We start from the raw sequence: 19,329 nt of genomic DNA on the forward strand, positions 1-19,329 counted from the left end.
CACCGGCTCGATCCGCGCGGTCGCCAACAACCCGGCGACCGGCTTCAACGCGGCCATGCTCGGCAAGCAGGCACCCGGTTCGACGATGAAGATCGTGACCGCGTCGATGCTGATCGAGAAGGGGCTCGCCGGCGCGAACCAGAAGATCGAGTGCCCGAAGACCGCGATGTACCAGGGCCGCACGTTCCAGAACCTGGACGGGTTCTCCATCCCGGACGGCACTTTCACCACCAGCTTCGCCCGGTCGTGCAACACCGCCTTCATCAAGCTGATCGACGACACCAAGGACGACGCCGCACTGGCCAAGGAGGCCCGGGACGTCTTCGGGATCGGCCTGGACTGGAAGACCGGCGTCGCGTCCTTCGACGGCAGCGTGCCCGAGGCCGGCGGCGGTGAGGCCGCCGCGCAGTACATCGGCCAGGGCACCATCCAGATGAACGCACTCAACATGGCGTCGATCACCGCCACCGCGAAGAACGGCACCTTCCGCCAGCCGGTCCTCGTACCGCAGGACCTGGACGGCCGTCAGCTGGCCACCGCGTCCCGCTCACTGCCCGGGTCGGTCGCGCAGCAGGTGACCAACATGATGCGGCAGACCGCGAGCTGGGGCACCGGCAAGGCGGCGATGGCCTCGGTCGGCGGCGACAAGGGCGCGAAGACCGGTTCGGCGGAGGTCGACGGACAGGCCACGTCCAACAGCTGGTTCACCGGCTTCAGCAACGACCTCGCGGCCGCGGCGGTCGTCCAGTCCGGTGGCCACGGCGGCGACGCGGCGGGGCCGGTGGTTGCTCAGGTGCTGCGCGCGGGGCCGTGACGCCCGAGCCAACCGGACGGAGGTGGTCCGGTTGCTGAAACCGGATCGCGTGCCCCGCTGGGCGGCCGCTAGCGTGCGGTGCATGAGTACTCCCGACGCGACCGCTCCCTTGACCGAAGCGACCATTTCGGCCGCGCACCCCCGATTCGCCGAGGCCCTGCGCGAACTGGGTCTCGACGTCGAGGTCCGCCGCTTCCCGGACGCCACCCGTACCGCCGCCGAGGCCGCCGCCGCCATCGGCTGCGAGCTCAGCGCCATCGTCAAGTCTCTGATCTTCGAGGCCGACGGGGCTCCCGTGCTGGTCCTGATGGACGGCTCCTCGCGGGTCGACGTGGAGCTCGTACGGCGGGAGCTGGGCGTCGGGAAGGTCAAGCGCGCCGGGGCCGATCTGGTCCGGGAGACCACCGGGTACGCGATCGGCGGTGTGCCGCCCTTCGGCCACCGTACGAAGACCCGGGTACTGGCCGACCGCGGGCTGCTCGACCACGACGTGGTGTGGGCTGCGGCGGGCACCCCGCACACCGTCTTCCCGCTCGATCCCCAGACGGTCATCAGGCATGCCGGCGGCACTGTGGTGGACGTGCGCGAGCAGTCCAAGTGACGCCGCTGGTCGCATGCGCGGTCCTGATCGCGGCGATCACGCACGCCAGCTGGAACGCCATCGCGCACGCCATCAAGGACCAGTTGCTCTCCTTCACCCTGATCTCGGGGGGCGGAACACTGCTCGGCGCGGTCGCCGCCTGCTTCGTCCCGCTGCCTGCCGCGGCGGCATGGCCGTATCTGATCGTCTCCGCGATCCTGCACGTCGCCTATATGGCGCTGCTGATGAGGTCGTTCACGCTCGGCGACTTCGGCCAGATGTATCCGATCGCACGCGGCACCGCGCCCCTGGTGGTGACGGTCCTCGCGGCGGTCTTCGTCGGGGAGCGGCCCGACGGATGGGCGACGGCCGGTGTCGCGGTCGCCTGCGCCGGGCTCGTCGGCGTCGCGCTGTGGGGCATCCGGGGCTCGGAGACCCGCCCGCACTGGCCGGCGATCGCCGCCGCGCTGGCAACGGGTCTGGCGATCGCCGGGTACACGACCGTCGACGGGGTGGGGGTCCGGGCCTCCGGCACCCCGCTCGGCTACATCGCCTGGCTGATGATCCTGGAGGGGCTCGCCGTCCCCGCATACACGTTCTACCGCCGCCGCGGACAACTGGCGGCCCAGCTGCGGCCGTACGCGGCACGGGGGCTGGCGGGCGCGGCCATGTCGGTGGTCGCCTACGGGATGGTCCTGTGGGCGCAGACGAAGGCGCCGCTGGCCCCGATCGCCGCCCTGCGCGAGTCGTCGATCATTGTGGGCGCCGCGATAGGGACGGTGTTCTTCAAGGAGCGGTTCGGCGCACCGAGGATCGCGGCGGCCGGACTGATGGTGGTCGGGATCGGGCTGATGCTGCACACGAGTTGAGCGCGGCGGCGCCCAAACCGGCCTCAGTCCTGCGCGATCGCCCTCCGGAACCCCGCGTTCACGGCGAGCAGCCCACCGTCCACGCGCAGCGTCGTCCCGGTGATCCAGGACGCGTCTCGGGAGGCGAGGAAGGCGACCGCCGCCGCGATGTCGTCCGGTTCGCCGACCCTGCCGAGGGCGTAGAGCGGGCTCACCCGGTCCAGTTCGTCGGCACGGTCCGCCCACGCGTCCGTGCGGATCGTGCCGGGGGCCACGAGGTTGACGCGGACCCCGCGCGGGCCGGCGTGGCCGGCGAGCGTACGGGTCAGGCTGCCCAGCCCCGCCTTGGCGGCGCTGTAGGCGTGGTTGCCGAAGTCCTGCTCGCCGTTGACGGAGCCGATGTTGACGATCGCGCCCCTGCCCGACGCCACCAGGTGCGGCATCGCTGCCCGTGAGCAGCGGTACGGGCCGGTGAGCGTGGCATCCAGATCGCCCTGCCAGACGTCGTCGGGCTCGTCCTCGAAGAGCGGGGTGTCAGGAGTGCAGCGGTACGCGTTGTTGACCAGCACGTCGAGCGTGCCGAACGCCTCGACCGCACGGGCCACCGCCGCCTCGACCGCCGGCCGGTCGCCCACGTCGCAGGCCAGCGCCTCGGCGGTGGCGCCCGTCTTCCGTATCGCCGCCGCCGTGTGCTCGGCGCGGTCACCGTCCAGATCGGTCACCAGGACGCGTGCGCCCTCGGAGGCCAGCCGGCGGGCCGTGGCCGCGCCGATGCCCTGTCCCGCGCCCGTGATGAGTACGCCGTATCCGTCGAACCTGGAATCACCGGTAGGAGTCATAGCGCCGACCGTACTGCTCTGACCAGGGCCTGGGCACGGGGATCGGCGGTGACTCCCTTCTGCAGACCGTTCGTCACATAGCCGAGCGATATGCCCGATTCGGGGTCGGCGAAGCCGAGCGAGCCGCCGCGGCCCGGGTGGCCGAAGGAGCCGGGGGCGAGGAGCGGGGCGGCCGGGCCGTGCAGCATGTAGCCGAGGCCGAAGCGGGTGTTCACGACGAGCACCCGGTCCGGGCCCGCGGACTCCTCGGTGCGGGCGAGGGTGAGCGTGGCCGGGGCGAAGAGCCGGTGTCCGTCGACCGGCCCGATCATCGCGGCGTAGGCGCGGGCCAGCGCGCGAGCGGTCGCGATGCCGTTGGAGGCGGGGAGTTCGGCCGCCCGGTAGCCGGCGTCGTTCTCGTCGGGGAACGGGTCGATGGCGCCGAACGCGCGGCGGGTCAGCGACTCGGGATCACGGTAGGCGTCCACGACCGACCGCTTGGGGCGCATCCGCAGGGCCCCGCCGTTGCCGTCGAGAACGGGCGGCTCGACCGGTCCGATCCGGCCCACCCGGTGCGCCTCCTCCTCCGGGAGCCCGAACCAGAAGTCGAGGCCGAGAGGGCGGGCGATCTCCTCGGCGATCCAGCGGCCCACGGTGCGCCCGGTGACCCGTCGCACCAGTTCGCCGATCAGCCAGCTGTACGTCTGTGCGTGGTAGCCGTGCGCGGTACCGGGCTCCCACTGCGGGCGCTGCGCGGCGACGGCGTGCGCCCCGGAGCTCCCGTCGGCGGCCTCCTGAGGCGTCAGCGGCCGGTCGAGGGCGGGGACTCCCGCACGGTGGGCGAGGAGGTGCCGCACAAGGACGCGCTCCTTGCCCGCCGCCTTGAACTCCGGCCAGTACGTACCGACCGGGGCGTCCAGGTCCACCTGTCCGCGCTGGTGCAGCAGCAGCGGTACGGCCGCGGCTATGCCCTTGCCCGCTGAGCGGACGATCTGCACCGTGTCGACCGCCCACGGTTCGACGCCGTCGACGTCTCTCGTACCGGCCCACAGGTCGACGACCTTGCGCCCGTCCCGGTAGACGGCGACCGCCGCCCCCCGCTCCCCCCGCTGTTCGAAGTTACGGATGAAGGCGTCCCTGACCGGTTCGAATCCGGTCGCCACCGTGCCCCGTACGTCCACGCCTGCTCCTGCGCTCCCGCTCATCCCCCCATGGTGCATCGCCGCGCAGGTGAACTGCACCGCGGGTGACCCTCGGCTCACCACGACGCGACCCGGCCGTCGGCGCGCGCGGCGCGGGCGTGCAGCTCCGCCCGCAGCCGCTCCACCTCGTCGGCCCCGCGGCAGCGAGGCCGCGGGATGGCTGGTGTCGCCGTCGGTCACACGCCCATGGTCACGGAGCGCGGGTCGAACCCGAAGGGCAGCTCCAGTCGGTGGGCTCGCATCAAGTCCTCGTCACAGAGCAGGTCCTGAGTGCGGTTGTCGGCCGCGATGGCGCCTTCGCTGAGAATGACGGCGCGCGGGCAGAGCTCCAGGGCGTACGGCAGGTCGTGCGTGACCATCAGCACAGTGACGTCCAACGACCGCAGGATGTCGGCGAGTTCGCGCCTCGATGCCGGGTCCAGGTTGGACGACGGCTCGTCCAGGACAAGGATTTCCGGTCGCATGGCGAGCACGGTGGCGACCGCGACACGGCGGCGCTGACCGAACGACAGATGGTGCGGGGGGCGGTTCGCGTACCCCTCCATGCCGACCTGTTCGAGCGCCTCGGTGACCCGCTCCTCCAGTTCGGCGCCGCGCAGCCCGGATGCGGCGGGCCCGAAGGCGACGTCCTCGCGGACGGTCGGCATGAAGAGCTGGTCGTCGGGGTCCTGGAAGACGATGCCGACGCGGCGGCGGATCTCCGCGAGATTGCGCTTCTCCACCGGAAGACCGGCGACCCGGACGGTGCCCGCTCCGGCGTCGAGGATGCCGTTGAGGTGGAGGACGAGGGTGGTCTTGCCGGCTCCGTTCGGGCCCAGCAGGGCGACGCGCTCGCCCCGGGCCACCGTCAGGTTCACCCCGAAGAGCGCCTGGTGGCCGTCGGGGTAGGCGTAGGCGAGGCCGCTGACTTCCAGGGACGGCGCGGGGGCGGTGGGCTTGCTCATACGGTCCATCCCAGCAGGCAGACGACGAGGGCGAGTACGGGGAGTGCCGAGGCGTGGGCCCATTGGGTCCTGGAGGCCGTCACCTCGTCGATGACCGGCATGGAACCGGCGTAGCCGCGGCTGACCATCGCGAGGTGGACGCGTTCGCCGCGCTCGTAGGAACGGATGAAGAGCGCGCCCGCCGACTTGGCCAGGACGCCCCACTGCCGCACCCCGCGCGCCTCGAAGCCGCGGGAGCGGCGGGCGATCGACATCCGCCGCATCTCGCCGGTGATCACATCCCCGTACCGGATCATGAAGGAGGCGATCTGGACGAGCATCGGCGGCAGCTTGAGCCGCTGCAGGCCGAGCAGCAGGGAGCGCAGCTCGGTGGTGGACGCGAGGATCACCGAGGCGGCGACGCCGAGGGTGCCCTTGGCGAGGACGTTCCAGGCGCCCCAGAGACCGGGGACGCTGACGGAGAGGCCGAGGACATGGGTCTGTTCGCCGGGCACCACGAACGGCATGAGCAGCGCGAACGCGACGAACGGCACCTCGATGAGCAGCCGCTTGAGGAGGAACCCGGCGGGGATCCGGGCGACCGCCGCGACCCCGGCGAGCAGCGCGGCGTACAGCGCGAACGCCCAGACCGCCTCGCGCGGCGTCAGGACGACGACCAGCACGAAGCCGAACACAGCGGTGAGCTTGCAGTGCGGGGGCAGGTCATGGACCGGCGAATGCCCGTGCCGGTAGAGCCTGTGCGCGTGGCCCGCGCCCATCAGACGGTTTCCTTGGTGCGGATGTCGGCGGGCGCGTCCGGCGTACGCCGACGGCGGACGGCCCAGAAGACCCCGCTGCCGACCACGATCGTGGCGCCGACCCCGATCACCCCGGCCAGACCGCCGGAGAGCCGCGCGTCGGAGATGTCCTTGACGCCGTAGTCGGCGAGCGGCGAGTCCTTGGCCGCGTGCTCCTCGACCCTCTTGTCGATTCCCTTGTCGGCGGCGACCCTCTCCAGGCCGTCCGGGTCGGCGGAGGCGTAGAAGGAGACGAAGCCCGCCAGCACGAGGGCGGTGACCAGGCCGGTGGCCCAGAGCCCCCGCGTGGAGCGGGCGGCGGCCGGCGCGACGGACTGCCGGGCGGGGGCGTCGACGAGCTCGCCGTCGATCCGGAGCTTGAGCGGGGAGGTGAGACCGCGGGCGCCGTGGACCAGATCGGGGCGGACGGCGATGACGGCGCCGACGGTCAGCCCGGTGATCACGGCCTCGCCGATGCCGATCAGGACGTGCACGCCGACCATCGCGGTGAGGACCTTGCCGATCGGGATGTCGGTGGTGCCACCGATCCAGTAGATCAGCGTGAAAGCGCAGGCCGCGGCCGGTACGGAGACCAGTGCGGCGACGAATGCCGCGACGGTCGTGGAGCGGCGGGTGCGCGGCAGGACGGTGGCGAGGCCGCGGAAGAGGGCGTACGAGACGACGGTGGTGGTGACGCCCATGACGGTGATGTTCACACCGAGCGCGGTGAGCCCGCCGTCCGCGAAGAGGATGCCCTGCATGAGCAGTACGACGGATATACAGAGCACCCCGGTGTACGGCCCGACCAGGATCGCGGCGAGCGCCCCGCCCAGCAGATGCCCGCTGGTACCGGCCGCGACCGGGAAGTTCAGCATCTGCACGGCAAAGATGAACGCGGCGACGAGGCCCGCGAGCGGCGCGGTGCGTTCGTCCAGTTCACGGCGGGCGCCCCGCAGACTGACCGCCACGGCACCCGCGGCGACCACACCGGCGGCGGCGGAGACGGGGGCGTTGATGAATCCGTCGGGTACATGCATGGGGAGGCTCCGCTTTCTGCACTGCTGCGCGGGGTCATGAACCTCTCAATAATAGGGCCTTGTTGCGAATGGCTCGCAAGAGCGCATTCATAACAAGTACCTGCCTTCCCCATCGCGCCCTTTGGTCGAAATATGGGACATTAGATATCAAACATTCACAAATAGGAGGATTCGGCCCATGCCCCCTGTGATCGAAGAACAGGCCGAAGCCCGGCTCATCACCGAGGCGACCGACACCTTCTCCGTCCCCGTCGACCTGCGGTACGACGCGGCCGTCGACCCGCGCACGGTGCATCTCACCTTCCCCGGCGGCACCGACTGGGCCTTCGGCCGAGACCTGCTGGAGGGCGGGCTGCACTCGCCGACCGGGCACGGCGCGATACGGATCTGGCCGTGCGGACGGGCGCAGCTGGTCGTGGAGCGGCACTCGGCGGACGGCGTCGAGGTGGTGCAGTTCGACAACGCGCCGCTGATCCGCTTCCTGGACCGCACCCACGGCGAGAGCAGGACGTCCGAGACCGCACCGGCGTGACGGCATGGATGAGCCCCCGTGCCGCTCGCACGGGGGCTCATCGCCGCTCCGGCCCCCCGTCCCCACAGGTAACCGGTGCTTCCGGGGTCGCGCTCCGCTCAGACGCGGACCCCGGGGCTCGTACGGATCAGACGTGCGTCAGTTCGCGCTCGCCCCGGGCGTCTCCGCCGGACGTCTCGCCGAGCTGCTTGCGCAGCCCCTCGCCCTCCACGTCGACATTGGGCAGCAGCCGGTCCAGCCAGCGCGGCAGCCACCAGGCGCGCTTGCCGAGCAGGGCGAGGACCGCGGGCACGATCGCCATCCGGACGACGAACGCGTCGAAGAAGACGGCGATGGCGAGCGAGAAGCCGATCATCTTGATCATCGACTCGCTGGAGCCGATGAACCCCGCGAAGACCGCCATCATGATCACGGCCGCGGCGGTGACGACGCGGGCGCCGTGCTTGAAGCCGGTGACGATCGCCTGCGGGGGCTTCTCCCCGTGGACGTACGCCTCGCGCATCCGGGTGACGAGGAAGACCTCGTAGTCCATGGCGAGACCGAAGACCACACCCACCATGAAGATCGGCATCATGGACATGATCGGGCCGGTCTGTTCGACGCCGAACAGCGAGGCCAGCCAGCCCCACTGGAAGACCGCGACGACCGCGCCCAGGGCCGCGACGACCGAGAGCAGGAAGCCGAGGGCCGCCTTCAGCGGCACCAGCACCGAGCGGAAGACCACCATCAGCAACAGGAACGCCAGGCCGACGACGAGCGCCAGATACGGCAGCAGCGCGTCGTTCATCTTCTGCGAGAAGTCGATGTTCATCGCCGTGGATCCGGTGACCAGGACCTCGGCGCCCGTGTCGGACTTGATGCCCGTGCCCGCGTCACGGATGGCGTGAACCACGTTCTCCGTCTCGGTGGAGCTCGGCCGGTCCTTCGGGATCACGGTGATCATGGCGGTGTCGCCGGCCTTGTTGAAGTGGGCCGGAGTGACCGCGACGACGTGCGGGATACCGGAGATCTCGTCGGAGACCTGCTTGACCGCGGTCCTGCCGTCCGAGCTGTTCGCCGTGTCCACGACGACCATCAGCGGCCCGTTGAAGCCGGGGCCGAATCCGTCGGAGAGCATGTCGTAGGCGCGGCGCTGGGTGGTGCTGGTGGGCTGGGAGCCGTCGTCGGGCAGGCCCATCTCCAGCGAGGCGGCCGGTACGGCGATGACCCCGAGGCCGAGGACTCCCACCAGCAGCACCCAGACCGGCTTGCGCAGGACGAACCGCGCCCACCGGGTACCCATGTTCGGCTTCGCCTCGGGCCGGCCCGAGGCCTCGGCGGCCTTGCGCGCCTTGCGCCCGATGACCCGCTTGCCCGCGAAGCCCATCACCGCCGGGACGAGGGTGAGCGCGATCAGGACGGCGATCGCGACCGTGCCGGCCGCGGCGAAGCCCATCTTCGACAGCATCGGAATGTTGACGACGGCCAGGCCGACCAGGGCGATGACGACGGTGAGACCGGCGAAGACGACCGCGGAACCGGCCGTGCCGACCGCCCGCCCCGCCGCTTCCTCGCGCTCGCGGCCCTCGGCCAGCTCGGCGCGGTAGCGGGAGACGATGAACAGCGCATAGTCGATGCCGACCGCGAGGCCGATCATCATCGCGAGAGTGGAGGTGGTGGAGCCCAGGTCGAGCACGTTGGCCAGGGCCGTGATCGTCGAGACGCCGATGCCGACGCCGATGAGCGCGGTGAGCAGCGGCAGACCGGCCGCGACGAGCGAGCCGAAGGTGATGACCAGCACCACCGCGGCGATCGCCACACCGATGATCTCGGTGACCCCGGTCTCCGGCATCACCTGGAGCGCGTCACCGCCGATCTCCACGGTCATCCCGCTCTTCTGCGCCGCGTGGCCCGCGTCCTCCAGGGCGCTCCGGGTCGCATCGGTCAGCTCCATCGAGTTGACCTTGTAGGACACGGAGACGTACGCCGTGGAGCCGTCCTTGCTGACGGCGTTGGCGGTGTACGGGTCGGTGACCGAGGCGATCTGGTCCGAACCCGACTTCAGCTCGTCAGCGATCTTGTTGACCTCGGCCTTGTTCGCCGGGTCCGTCATCTTCTGACCGGCGTCGGCCTTGAAGACGACCCGCGCGGTCGCGCCGTCGGCACTGGAGTCGGGGAAGCGCTGTTCCAGCAGGTCGAAGGCCTTCTGGGCCTCCGTACCCGGGATGGAGAAGGAGCTGGAGGTGGCGGTGGACGCGGAGGCGGCGCCGAATCCGGCGAGCGCCAGCAGTGCCACCCAGACGAGGGCGACATAGCGGCGGCGCCGGAAGGCGAACCGTCCGAGCTTGTAGAGGAATGTGGCCACGGAGGCGTACTCCCGGTCAGGTCGTGTGAGTGGAAAAGGGCGTGAGGAACCAGCCCGACGACGAGAGCGGCGTGTCAGGTGGGGCTTGGGGAGAGGGCCGTACGGAGGGGACGGGGTCAGACGCCGAGAGCGGGGAGGATCACGGAGTCGACGTAGTCGATGAGAAACGCCTGGTCGACGGCGCGGTCCTCGACCAGTTGCCGAGCGGTGAAAGCGCCGATCAGCATGTGCGGTACGTATTTCAGCGCCGGGTTGTCCGGACGCAGTTCACCCCGGTCCACGGCTCGGCGGAGCAGCAGGTCGAGGCCGGTCATCTCCGGCTCGATGAGCAGTTCGCGCAGTGCCTGGTACAGATCGGGATTGTTGTGGACGGCATGTATCAGGCCCCGCATCAGCGCGGAGTCCTTCTCCATCTGGCAGTCGTCGGTCCGGCCCAGTGCGGCATGGAAATCTCCGCGCAGCGAACCGGTGTCGATCTCGGCAAGGCCGCCCGGCTTGTTGTGGCGCAGCGCCTTGACGACCAGCTCCGGCTTGCTCCCCCACTGGCGGTAGAGGGTGGCCTTGCTGGAGCGGGTACGGGTGGCGACAGCGTCCATGGTCAGGGCGTCGTAGCCGACCTCGCGCAGCAGGTCGAGCACCGCGGCGTAGAGCTCGCTCTCGCGCTCGGGCGTGAGACGCGTGCGTGCCATGGGTCGACCTCCCGTCCTGTCGTTCGTACTTCAGTCAGCCGAACGAAACTGTTTCGTACACCTCGAAGGTACCCCCCGGCTGAGCGAAACTGCATCGTTTCGCTTGTGTGTTGCACCACAAGTTCTTCCGCACCACGAGTTGCCGCGTCCCGCTCACGCGGAAAGCATTGGGGGGTGAGTGACGACGTCGCGTATCTCCGTTTCCCGCACCTTCACAAGGACCTGCTCTGCTTCGCGGCCGAGGACGACCTCTGGGTCTCTCCCCTCGTCGCCGAGGGGCAGCAGCCCGGACGGGCGTGGCGGGTGACCGTCGACCGGACGCGGGTCAGTCACCCGCGCTTCTCGCCCGACGGGACCCGCATCGCGTACACGACCTGGCGCACCCTGGATCCCGAGATCCACCTCGCCCCGGTCGGGGGCGGACCGGCCCGCCGGCTCACCTACTGGGGTTCGACCGACGCCCGGGTCTGCGGCTGGACCCCCGATCCGGACGAGACGTCGCACATCCTCGCCGTGTCCTCGCACGGGCAGCCGTTCTCGTACTTCTCCTGGGCCTACAGCCTTCCCACGGACGGTTCCCCCGGCGGCAAACTCCCGTGGGGTCCGGTCTCCGACATCGCGGTCGCGGACATCGACGGCGAGCGGCGCACGCTGCTGCTCACCGGCACACCCCCGCACGAACCGGCCGGCTGGAAGCGGTACCGGGGCGGGGCGATGGGGCGTCTGTGGCTGCACGGCAAGCGACTGCTGCCCGATATCGGCGGCCATCTGGACTCACCGATGTTCGTCGGCGGCCGGATCGCGTTCCTCTCCGACCACGAGGGCGTCGGCAATCTGTACTCCTGCCTGCCCGACGGCTCCGACCTGCGCCGCCACACCGACCACGACGCCTTCTACGCCCGGCACGCGTCCAGCGACGGACGCCGCGTGGTCTACCAGTGCGCGGGCGAGGTGTGGCTGGTCGACGACCTCGAATCACCGGACGCGGTGCCGCGGAAGCTGCAGGTGCGGCTCGGCGGGCCGCGGGCCGGGCGGCGTACGTACCAGGTGCCCGCCGCCACCAATGTCGACTCGCTGTCCGTGGACGAGACGGGCCGGGCGAGCGCCGTCTCGGTCCGCGGCAGTCTGTACTGGCTGACCCACCGCGACGGGCCCGCCCGCACCATCGCCGACACCCCCGGGGTCCGGGTCCGGCTGCCCGAGATGCTCGGCAGCATGGGCCAGGTCGCCTACGTGACGGACGCGGACGGCGAGGACGCCATCGAGATCGCGTACCTGCCGCGCGCCAGCGGTGACCGGGCACCGCGCAGGCTGGCCTCCGGACAGATCGGCCGGGTCCACGAACTGATCGCCGACCCGGAGGGCGAACGGCTCGCGATCGCCACGCACGACGGCCGGCTGCTGCTCCTCGACACGGCCGAGGAGTCCACCAGCGAACCCACCGAGCTGATCCGCTCCATCAACGGACCGGTCCGCGATCTGGCGTTCTCACCGGACGGTGCCTGGCTGACCTGGTCGCATCCCGGGATCGGCCGCTCGCTGCGGCAGATCAAACTGGCCCGGATCATGGGGCCGGGCACCCCGGTGATCGTCGATGTCACCAACGGCCGCTTCGAGGACGAGAACCCGGTGTTCACCGGCGACGGCCGGTATCTCGCGTTCCTCTCCTGGCGGGGCTTCGACCCGGTGTACGACGTCCACACCGGCGACCTCTCCTTCCCGCTCGGCTGCCGCCCGTACCTGGTGCCGCTCTCCTCCGCCACCCCGTCCCCGTTCGCCCTCTCACCGGAGGGGCGTCCGGCGGCGGGCGGCCTCGACCCGGTCGACATGTCGGAAGAGGCTCCGGCCGAAGGGGCCACGGTCACGGTCGAGTTCGAGGGGCTGGAGAACCGGGTCACGCCGTTCCCGGTCACCGCGTCGAAGTACTCGGCTCTGCGCCCGGTCAGCGGCGGCGGGCTCGTCTGGCTGCGCTGGCCGATCTCGGGCGCGCTCGGCGAGACGTTCGCCAACCCGGCGGACATGTCGGGCCGTCCCACGCTCGAACACTTCAACATCACGAAGGCCAGGAAGACCGAACTCGTCGGCCATCTCGACTGGTTCGCCGTCAGCGGCGACGCGACCCGGCTGGTCGTCATGGACGAAGGAGAACTGCGCGCCGTACCGGCCACCGAGGTCGGCGACAGCGACTCCACGGTCTACCTCGACCTTCGGCGGATCCTGCATGATGTCGACCCGGCGGCGGAATGGCGGCAGGCGTACGGGGAAGCGGGCCGCATCATCCGCGCCTACTTCTGGGACCCCGACATGAGCGGCATCGACTGGGCGGGCGTGCTCGACCAGTACCGTCCACTGGTCGAACGGGTCGCAACCCCCGACGAGTTCGCGGACCTGCTGCGCGAGGTCCTCGGCGAACTGGGCACCTCGCACGCGTACGTGGCACCCGCCCGCCGCAACGAGGGCCCGCCGCACTACCAGCGGGCGATCGGCCTGCTCGGCGCGAACCTGGTGTGCCGGGACGGCAAGTGGGTCGTCCGGCGGATCCTGCCGGGCGACTCCTCCGACTCCAAGGCGCGTTCACCGCTCGCCGGTACGGGCATCCGGGAGGGCGCGATCCTCACCCATGTGGACGGCCGCCCGGTGGATCCGGTCGCGGGCCCCTACCCCCTTCTCTCCCAGGCGGGCGGGACCACCGTCGAGCTCACCTTCTGCCCGGCCGAGGGCGAAGGTCCCTCCCGCCGTGTCGCCATCGTCCCCCTGGTCGACGAGCGCCCGCTCCGCTACCAGGACTGGGTCGCCAAACGCCGCGATGTCGTACGGGAACTGAGCGCCGGCAAGTGCGGATACCTGCACATCCCCGACATGGGCGGCTCCGGCTGGGCGCAGTTCAACCGGGACCTGCGGATGGAGGTCTCCCGCCCCGCCCTGATCGTCGACGTACGCGGCAACGCGGGCGGCCACATCAGCGAGCTGGTCGTCGAGAAACTGACCCGCACGATCCTCGGCTGGGACCTGACCCGCGACGCCCAGCCGGTCTCGTACGCCTCCAACGCCCCCCGCGGCCCGGTGGTGGCCCTCGCCGACGAAGCGACCTCCTCCGACGGAGACATGATCACCGCCGCGTTCCGCCTGCTGGACCTGGGCCCGGTGGTGGGCCAGCGGACATGGGGCGGGGTCGTCGGCATGACGGGCCGGCACCGGTTGGGCGACGGCACGGTGATCACGGTGCCGATGAACGCGGCGTGGTTCGACGCATACGGATGGTCGATCGAGAACCACGGTGTCGAACCGGACCTGGAGGCGCTGCGCACGCCGCTGGACTGGGCGGAGGGCCGGCACGCGGTGCTGGACGACGCGGTGCGGATCGCGCTCGACCTCCTGAAGTCCCACCCGGCGTCGACCCCACCGACGTACGAGGACGCCCCGAACCGCGCACGGCCACCGCTGCCGCCGCGATAGGCACCGGGCAGCTCCCTCAAGCCCGTCACATCAAGCCCGTCCTGCGGCCCGTCACATCAAGCCGGTCCGGCGGACACATCGAGCCCGTCCGGCGATTGAGGACAGAAGAACGGGGCCGGGGGCGTGCCCCCGGTTTCGGGAAGGGGCGGGGCGGGGGAACACGCCCCGCGCATGCGAAAGGCGCGTCCGGTCTCCCGAACGCGCCCCTCGCACCGACGGGTCAGACGTCGTCGTCGTACCGGTCGCGCGCCCCATGCGCCGCGTCCCGTCGCGCCCCTTGCGCCGCGTCCCGGGTCCTGCCCCGCGCCCGTTCCGAGGCATCGGACGTCCGCTCGCGCGGCTCGCCCTTCTTCTCGCCCACGTTCTTCTTCGCCTGGTCGGCGAGCTCTTGCGCCTTGTCCTTGAACTGGTCTGCGATACCCATGCTGTTCACTCCTAGTGGGGTGCTCGGGATGCATTGGGGGGTGACCCCGTTGGGGCCTCGACCAGACTTACACGGCAGGACATCCCACGCATTTCGATCACTTACGCTGCGTGCTCGCACCCCGCGCGACCTCGTCCGCCGCACCCCCGGCGCCCACAAGTCCCTTGCTCACGCCCTCGAGTCGCGACCCGAACCGCTTCATCTCGCGCTGCCCGACCACCCCGATGACCGCCGGCAGGTATCCCCGCACCGACTGCATCCCGCGCAGCCACCACTGCGCGTACACGTGCGGCGAACGCCGCTCGATGCCGGCCACGATCCGGTCGACCGCCGGACCCAGCGGATACGTGCGGTTCGCCGGCCACGGCAGCCGCTGCCGCAACTCCCGCATGACGTCGTCCTCGTCGGCGCCCCGCACCATGTCGGTGTCCGTCCACGACAGGTAGCCGACACCGACCTTCACGCCCCGGTATCCGACCTCCGCCCGCAGACTGTGTGCGAACGCCTCCACGCCCGACTTCGACGCGCAGTACGCGGTCATCATCGGCGCCGGAGTGATCGCGGCGAGCGACGCGATCTGCAGGAAGTAGCCGCGGCTCTCCATCAGTACGGGCAGGAACGCCCGCCCCGTCACCGCGCCGCCGATCAGATTGACCTCGATGACCCGCCGCCACGCCTCCGGGTCCGACTCGACGAACGGCCCGCCCGAAGCGACCCCCGCATTGGCGACGACCACGTCGACCTTGCCGAAGCGCTCCTTCACCTCCTGCGCGACCTGCGCCATCGCCACGTGGTCGGTGACGTCCGCGTACCAGTGGTCGCTCTCCGCGTGCAGCCGCTCGGAGACCTTCTTCAACTCGTCAGGCTCCAGGCCGACCAGCGCCAGCTTCGCGCCGCGCGCGGAGAGCTTGCGGGCCAGCAGCTCGCCCACGCCGCGCGCCGCGCCGGTGACGACCACGACCTGTCCTTCGAGACTACGCCTGCCGCTCATACGACCTCCTCCTCAACAGTGCCACTGACGGTGTCGGTGACAGGGCTGACATACCCGGCGACCAGTTCCCGGATTTTCGCGGTGACCGCCTCCGGCGCCTCCACCGGTGTCATGTGGCCCATCCCCGCCAGCTCGGTGAGCCCCAGGCATTCGGGCAACGCCGCCGCGAGGGCGCGCGCGTGGACGGGCGGAGTCAGCCGGTCCTCCGTGCCCGCGATCACAGCGGTGGGCACCCGCAACTTCCGTACTCCCGCGTCGAGATCGAGCTCCGCGAGCACATGCCCCCAGGAGACCCGGGCCTCCCGCGGGCAGGCGTGCACGATCCGGGCACAGGACTCGACCCGGTCCGGGGCCGAACCGGCGCCCACCGTCGCGTACTTGAGGATCCTTTTGGAGACAGGTGTGACCGGCCCGAGGGGGGCCCGCGCCCCGAGGATCGCGCGGGTCATCCGGGTGCGGACCGCACCTGCCCTCATCGGTACGACGAGCGACTCGGCGATCAGCCGCGAACTTCCGGTGCTGCACAGCAGTACGGCTGCCGCGTGCTCGCGCAGCGCGGCCCGCCGTGAGGCGGCCATCAGCGTCATGCCACCCATGGAGTGCCCGGCGAGCACCGCCTGCTCGCCGGGGGCCAGCGCCGCGGTCAGCACCGCTTCGAGGTCGTCGGCGAGCGCGTCGGTGCTGTACCCCTCGGGGCGGACGGCGGGCGTGCGGCCGTGGCCGCGCTGGTCGTAGACGACGACCCGGTGGTCGACCGCCAGGTCGCGGATCTGCGCGGCCCAGAAATGGGTGTTGCAGGTCCAGCCGTGCGCGAGCACGACCGCGGGGGCGCCGTCCGGCCCGTGCAGCTCGACGTGGATGCGGGAGCCGTCGGCGGAGACAGCGGTCAGTTCGCGCGTGGGCACCGGCGGGGCGTCCTCGCGCCGCAGCAGCCGGCTCATCGCGCGACCTCCTCGGCGACGGCCTTCCCGGGGGCGACGGCCCCGGCGGCATCGGTCTTCCGCGGCCGGATGACCTCGTACTCCCCGAGGTCCACCGTCCGAGTCGCCCGTCGGAACTCACCTGTCGTTCCCGGCCAGGCCGTGGTGTTGCGCCCTCTTGCGTCCAGATACCAGCTGGTGCAGCCGCCGGTGTTCCACACCGTTCGCTTCATCCGCTCCTGGACCCGCCGGTTCCACGCCCCGACCGCCGACGTCCGCACACCGAGCGCGGTCCGCCCGCCCAGGACGTTCAACTGGCGCAGATAGTCCGCCATGTAGTTCAGCTGGGACTCGATCATCAGGATCATGGAGGAGTTGCCGAGCCCCGTGTTGGGGCCGATGATCGTCATCCAGTTGGGGAATCCCGCCGCGGTCGCGCCGCGCAGCGACTGCATGCCGTCCTTCCAGGACTCGGCGAGCGTGATGCCCTCCGCGCCGACGACCCGGTCGGCGATCGGCATGTCCGTCACGTGGAAGCCGGTGCCGAAGATGATCGCGTCGACCTCGGTCTCCGTGCCGTCGGCGGCGACGACGGTCGAGCCGCGTACCTCGGCCAGCCCGGAGGCGACCACATCCACATTGGGCTGGGCGAGCGCCGGGTAATACGTGCTGGAGAGCAGAATCCGCTTGCAGCCGATGCGGTACGAGGGCGTCAGCTTCGCCCGCAGCGCCGGATCCTTGATGGCCCGTGCGAGGTTGGACTTGGCCACCCTCTCCACCAGGCCGAGCTCGTTGGGGTGCTTGGTGAAGGCACTGACCTGCAACTCCCGTATCCCCCACAGCAGTCCGCGGCGCGCGGTGCCGGTGAACGGAAGCGCGCGGTGCAGCCACCGCTCGGCGCCGCTGATGTTCCGGTCCATGCGCGGCATGACCCACGGCGGGGTGCGCTGGAACAGGGTCAGCCTGCCGGCCGTCGGCTGGATCGCCGGCACGATCTGGATCGCGGAGGCACCGGTGCCGATCATGGCGACGCGCTTGCCGGTCAGGTCGTAGTCGTGGTCCCAACGGGCCGAGTGGAAGACCTTGCCGGGGAAGTCGGCGAGACCGGGTATGTCCGGCATCTTCGGGTCGGAGAGCGGGCCGGTCGCGGAGACGACGACATCGGCGACGATCGTGGTCCCGTTCGCGGACTCGATCACCCAGTTCAACTCGTCGTTGTCCCAACGCATCATGGTCACTTCATGACCCAGCCTGATGTGCGGGCGCAGCCCGAAGGTGTCGGCGACACGTTCCAGGTAGGCGCGGATGTGCTCCTGCCCGGAGAAGGTGCGCGGCCAGTCCGGGTTGGGGGCGAACGAGAACGAGTAGAGGTGGGACGGTACGTCACAGGCGCAGCCGGGGTAGCTGTTGTCGCGCCAGGCGCCACCGACGGAGTCGGCCCGTTCCAGGACGACGAAGTCGGTGATGCCTTCGCGGCGCAGCCGGACCGCGGCCCCCAGGCCCCCGAATCCGGATCCGATCACCGCCACGCGTACATGCTCGTGCTGGGCCATGCTGCCGCCTCCCGCGGTACGTCACGCGACTCTGCCAGCAATCACTGGCATCGTTGGGAGAGTAGAGCAGCTCCGTACCGATGGGTAGGGGTCCGGCACGGGAAAGTTACCGGCGGTACAACATAGGGTGCGGTGGTGGCCGAAGGACGCGAGCACCGCGAATACCGCATGGAGGAGCTGGCCAAGGAGGCCGGCATCCCTGTGCGGACCCTGCGCTTCTACCGGGAGCGCGGTCTGATCGCGCCGCCGCGCCGGGAGGGACGCATCGCCTGGTACGACGACCACCACCTGGCCCGGCTGCGGACCATCGCCGGGCTGCTGGAGCGCGGCCACACCCTCACCGGGATCGCCGATCTGGCCCGCACCTTCGAGAGCGGCCGCGATGTCGCCGAGGTGCTGGGGCTGGGCGAGCCGACCGAGGAGACCCCCGTCCGCCTCACGCCCGAACAGCTCGCGGACCACTTCGAGGGCGAGGTCACCCCGGAGAACCTCGCCACGGCCCTGGACCTGGGCTATCTCGCCACCGACGGCGACGAGATCGTGCACATCAGCCGCCGCCTCCTGGAGGTGTCGGCGGAGCTGGTACGGGAAGGTGTGCCGCTCTTCGCCGTGCTCTCGGCGGGGCGCCGGGTCCGGGAACACGCGGACGCCCTCGCCGATCTCTTCGTACAGGTGCTGCGGGACCACACCACGGAGACCGAACCGCCCCAACTCCGCCCGCTCGCCCGCGCAGTGGTGGACGCCGAACTCTCCATGGCCCTGGACCGACGGCTGCGCCGCGACGACGGCACGCAGCCACCGAAGGGGCCGGAGGCGTAACCCCCTGCGACCGCTCACCGAACAGCGCTCGCCGTCACGGCAATTGACTGCGCATCACATGTCCCCGTCGATGGACACCCTGGACACGGCCCGCACCGGCCGCCGTCCGCGCCCGACCGTCACCACACCTCGGGGCCCCGACGCCGTCCAGGTGCGCCTCGCCGCGCTCCTGCCGGAACGGGGCGGGGCCTACGGGCGCCGTACGGCGGGAACGCACCGCAGTGCACGCCGAATGGCGCACAGGAGCCGCCCACCCCGACGAAATCACGTTGCCCGCCCTCCCCCCGTACGCAAGGCTTCCCCCATGTCCGACAACAATCCGAGCGGTTCGCACGGGGTTGCGGCCCTGTTCTCCCACGGGCGGCTGACCACGATCCCGCGCAAGCCGGCCCGCCGCGAGCAGCTGCTCGTCCACCTGGCGCAGACCCTGTTCGAGCCGGACCGCACCTACAGCGAACGCGAGGTCAACGAGGCGCTGCTCACCGTGCACGACGACTACCCGGCGCTGCGCCGTTTCCTGGTCGTGGCAGGCCTGCTGACCCGCCCCAAGGACGGCAGCAGTTACCGGCGGGCCGGGTAGAA

Annotated in this window: 18 protein-coding genes; 7 read left to right on the forward strand and 11 right to left on the reverse strand. The window is 70.9% G+C overall.

Features of this window, described 5'->3' with window-relative positions:
* From ACFU6I_RS30480 to ACFU6I_RS30490, 3 genes are all read left to right on the forward strand, one after another.
* The coding region (locus tag ACFU6I_RS30480; RefSeq protein ID WP_384372468.1) for a penicillin-binding transpeptidase domain-containing protein at positions 1-814 on the forward strand (814 nt) is incomplete at its 5' end.
* 82 nt (positions 815-896) lie between these two features.
* Positions 897-1,415 (forward strand): YbaK/EbsC family protein, encoded by a 519-nt coding sequence (locus ACFU6I_RS30485; RefSeq protein ID WP_384372469.1) that lies wholly within the window; start codon positions 897-899, stop codon positions 1,413-1,415.
* On the forward strand, positions 1,412-2,263 hold the full coding sequence (locus tag ACFU6I_RS30490) for an EamA family transporter (RefSeq protein WP_384372471.1): 852 nt from the start codon (positions 1,412-1,414) through the stop codon (positions 2,261-2,263). Before ACFU6I_RS30485 ends, ACFU6I_RS30490 begins: the two co-directional genes overlap by 4 nt.
* A 23-nt stretch (positions 2,264-2,286) precedes the next feature.
* On the opposite strand, the gene ACFU6I_RS30495 is transcribed toward ACFU6I_RS30490, so the two are convergent.
* From ACFU6I_RS30495 to ACFU6I_RS30515, 5 genes are all read right to left on the reverse strand, one after another.
* Positions 2,287-3,081 (reverse strand): SDR family NAD(P)-dependent oxidoreductase, encoded by a 795-nt coding sequence (locus tag ACFU6I_RS30495; RefSeq protein ID WP_384372473.1) that lies wholly within the window; start codon positions 3,079-3,081, stop codon positions 2,287-2,289.
* A complete protein-coding gene (locus tag ACFU6I_RS30500; protein WP_384372527.1) occupies positions 3,078-4,241 on the reverse strand; it encodes a serine hydrolase domain-containing protein in 1,164 nt (387 codons plus the stop codon). The genes ACFU6I_RS30495 and ACFU6I_RS30500 overlap by 4 nt, the downstream gene beginning before the upstream one ends.
* A 197-nt stretch (positions 4,242-4,438) precedes the next feature.
* Entirely contained in the window at positions 4,439-5,206 is a 768-nt protein-coding gene (locus ACFU6I_RS30505; protein WP_384372474.1) for an energy-coupling factor ABC transporter ATP-binding protein, read from the reverse strand.
* Positions 5,203-5,964: a cobalt ECF transporter T component CbiQ gene (cbiQ, locus tag ACFU6I_RS30510; protein WP_384372476.1), complete on the reverse strand. Its 762-nt coding sequence runs from the start codon at positions 5,962-5,964 to the stop codon at positions 5,203-5,205. Before cbiQ ends, ACFU6I_RS30505 begins: the two co-directional genes overlap by 4 nt.
* Positions 5,964-7,019, reverse strand: coding sequence for an energy-coupling factor ABC transporter permease (locus ACFU6I_RS30515; protein WP_384372478.1), 1,056 nt, complete (start codon positions 7,017-7,019; stop codon positions 5,964-5,966). Before ACFU6I_RS30515 ends, cbiQ begins: the two co-directional genes overlap by 1 nt.
* A 178-nt stretch (positions 7,020-7,197) precedes the next feature.
* Between ACFU6I_RS30515 and ACFU6I_RS30520 the strand changes: the two genes are divergently transcribed.
* Positions 7,198-7,551 (forward strand): SsgA family sporulation/cell division regulator, encoded by a 354-nt coding sequence (locus ACFU6I_RS30520; RefSeq protein WP_323135893.1) that lies wholly within the window; start codon positions 7,198-7,200, stop codon positions 7,549-7,551.
* Between the two features lie 127 nt (positions 7,552-7,678).
* Here ACFU6I_RS30520 and ACFU6I_RS30525 read toward each other — a convergent pair whose 3' ends face one another.
* Positions 7,679-9,895 (reverse strand): MMPL family transporter, encoded by a 2,217-nt coding sequence (locus tag ACFU6I_RS30525; RefSeq protein WP_384372480.1) that lies wholly within the window; start codon positions 9,893-9,895, stop codon positions 7,679-7,681.
* Positions 9,896-10,011: 116 nt separating this feature from the next.
* On the reverse strand, positions 10,012-10,584 hold the full coding sequence (locus ACFU6I_RS30530) for a TetR/AcrR family transcriptional regulator (RefSeq protein WP_384372482.1): 573 nt from the start codon (positions 10,582-10,584) through the stop codon (positions 10,012-10,014).
* Between the two features lie 174 nt (positions 10,585-10,758).
* Between ACFU6I_RS30530 and ACFU6I_RS30535 the strand changes: the two genes are divergently transcribed.
* The gene (locus ACFU6I_RS30535; protein WP_384372484.1) at positions 10,759-14,040 is read left to right on the forward strand and encodes a S41 family peptidase; all 3,282 of its coding nucleotides are present in this window, start codon (positions 10,759-10,761) and stop codon (positions 14,038-14,040) included.
* A 220-nt stretch (positions 14,041-14,260) separates the two neighbouring features.
* Here the strand turns inward: ACFU6I_RS30535 and ACFU6I_RS30540 are convergent, their stop codons facing one another.
* From ACFU6I_RS30540 to ACFU6I_RS30555, 4 genes are all read right to left on the reverse strand, one after another.
* Positions 14,261-14,464: a hypothetical protein gene (locus ACFU6I_RS30540; protein ID WP_384372486.1), complete on the reverse strand. Its 204-nt coding sequence runs from the start codon at positions 14,462-14,464 to the stop codon at positions 14,261-14,263.
* A 97-nt stretch (positions 14,465-14,561) separates the two neighbouring features.
* Positions 14,562-15,455, reverse strand: coding sequence for an SDR family oxidoreductase (locus ACFU6I_RS30545; protein ID WP_384372488.1), 894 nt, complete (start codon positions 15,453-15,455; stop codon positions 14,562-14,564).
* The gene (locus tag ACFU6I_RS30550; RefSeq protein WP_384372490.1) at positions 15,452-16,396 is read right to left on the reverse strand and encodes an alpha/beta fold hydrolase; all 945 of its coding nucleotides are present in this window, start codon (positions 16,394-16,396) and stop codon (positions 15,452-15,454) included. Before ACFU6I_RS30550 ends, ACFU6I_RS30545 begins: the two co-directional genes overlap by 4 nt.
* Positions 16,393-17,928, reverse strand: a complete 1,536-nt coding sequence (locus ACFU6I_RS30555; RefSeq protein WP_384372492.1) for a flavin-containing monooxygenase — start codon at positions 17,926-17,928, stop codon at positions 16,393-16,395. Before ACFU6I_RS30555 ends, ACFU6I_RS30550 begins: the two co-directional genes overlap by 4 nt.
* Positions 17,929-18,096: 168 nt before the next feature.
* Between ACFU6I_RS30555 and ACFU6I_RS30560 the strand changes: the two genes are divergently transcribed.
* Together ACFU6I_RS30560 and ACFU6I_RS30565 are read left to right on the forward strand one after the other, a co-directional pair.
* On the forward strand, positions 18,097-18,747 hold the full coding sequence (locus ACFU6I_RS30560; RefSeq protein WP_384372529.1) for a MerR family transcriptional regulator: 651 nt from the start codon (positions 18,097-18,099) through the stop codon (positions 18,745-18,747).
* Positions 18,748-19,051: 304 nt separating this feature from the next.
* Entirely contained in the window at positions 19,052-19,327 is a 276-nt protein-coding gene (locus ACFU6I_RS30565) for a DUF2087 domain-containing protein (protein ID WP_266984725.1), read from the forward strand.
* Positions 19,328-19,329: the final 2 nt, after the last annotated feature.

The organism is Streptomyces sp. NPDC057486 (genome assembly GCF_042802415.1).
Taxonomy (GTDB): Bacteria; Actinomycetota; Actinomycetes; order Streptomycetales; family Streptomycetaceae; genus Streptomyces; species Streptomyces yanii.

What these genes read in the sequence shown, in the direction of transcription:
- ACFU6I_RS30485 (WP_384372469.1), top strand. Translation starts at nt 897, where the DNA reads ATGAGTACTCCCGACGCGACCGCTCCCTTGACCGAAGCGACCATTTCG.
- ACFU6I_RS30495 (WP_384372473.1), bottom strand. Translation starts at nt 3,081, where the DNA reads ATGACTCCTACCGGTGATTCCAGGTTCGACGGATACGGCGTACTCATC.
- ACFU6I_RS30505 (WP_384372474.1), bottom strand. Translation starts at nt 5,206, where the DNA reads ATGAGCAAGCCCACCGCCCCCGCGCCGTCCCTGGAAGTCAGCGGCCTC.
- cbiQ (WP_384372476.1), bottom strand. Translation starts at nt 5,964, where the DNA reads ATGGGCGCGGGCCACGCGCACAGGCTCTACCGGCACGGGCATTCGCCG.
- ACFU6I_RS30515 (WP_384372478.1), bottom strand. Translation starts at nt 7,019, where the DNA reads ATGCATGTACCCGACGGATTCATCAACGCCCCCGTCTCCGCCGCCGCC.
- ACFU6I_RS30520 (WP_323135893.1), top strand. Translation starts at nt 7,198, where the DNA reads ATGCCCCCTGTGATCGAAGAACAGGCCGAAGCCCGGCTCATCACCGAG.
- ACFU6I_RS30530 (WP_384372482.1), bottom strand. Translation starts at nt 10,584, where the DNA reads ATGGCACGCACGCGTCTCACGCCCGAGCGCGAGAGCGAGCTCTACGCC.
- ACFU6I_RS30540 (WP_384372486.1), bottom strand. Translation starts at nt 14,464, where the DNA reads ATGGGTATCGCAGACCAGTTCAAGGACAAGGCGCAAGAGCTCGCCGAC.
- ACFU6I_RS30545 (WP_384372488.1), bottom strand. Translation starts at nt 15,455, where the DNA reads ATGAGCGGCAGGCGTAGTCTCGAAGGACAGGTCGTGGTCGTCACCGGC.
- ACFU6I_RS30550 (WP_384372490.1), bottom strand. Translation starts at nt 16,396, where the DNA reads ATGAGCCGGCTGCTGCGGCGCGAGGACGCCCCGCCGGTGCCCACGCGC.
- ACFU6I_RS30555 (WP_384372492.1), bottom strand. Translation starts at nt 17,928, where the DNA reads ATGGCCCAGCACGAGCATGTACGCGTGGCGGTGATCGGATCCGGATTC.
- ACFU6I_RS30560 (WP_384372529.1), top strand. Translation starts at nt 18,097, where the DNA reads ATGGAGGAGCTGGCCAAGGAGGCCGGCATCCCTGTGCGGACCCTGCGC.
- ACFU6I_RS30565 (WP_266984725.1), top strand. Translation starts at nt 19,052, where the DNA reads ATGTCCGACAACAATCCGAGCGGTTCGCACGGGGTTGCGGCCCTGTTC.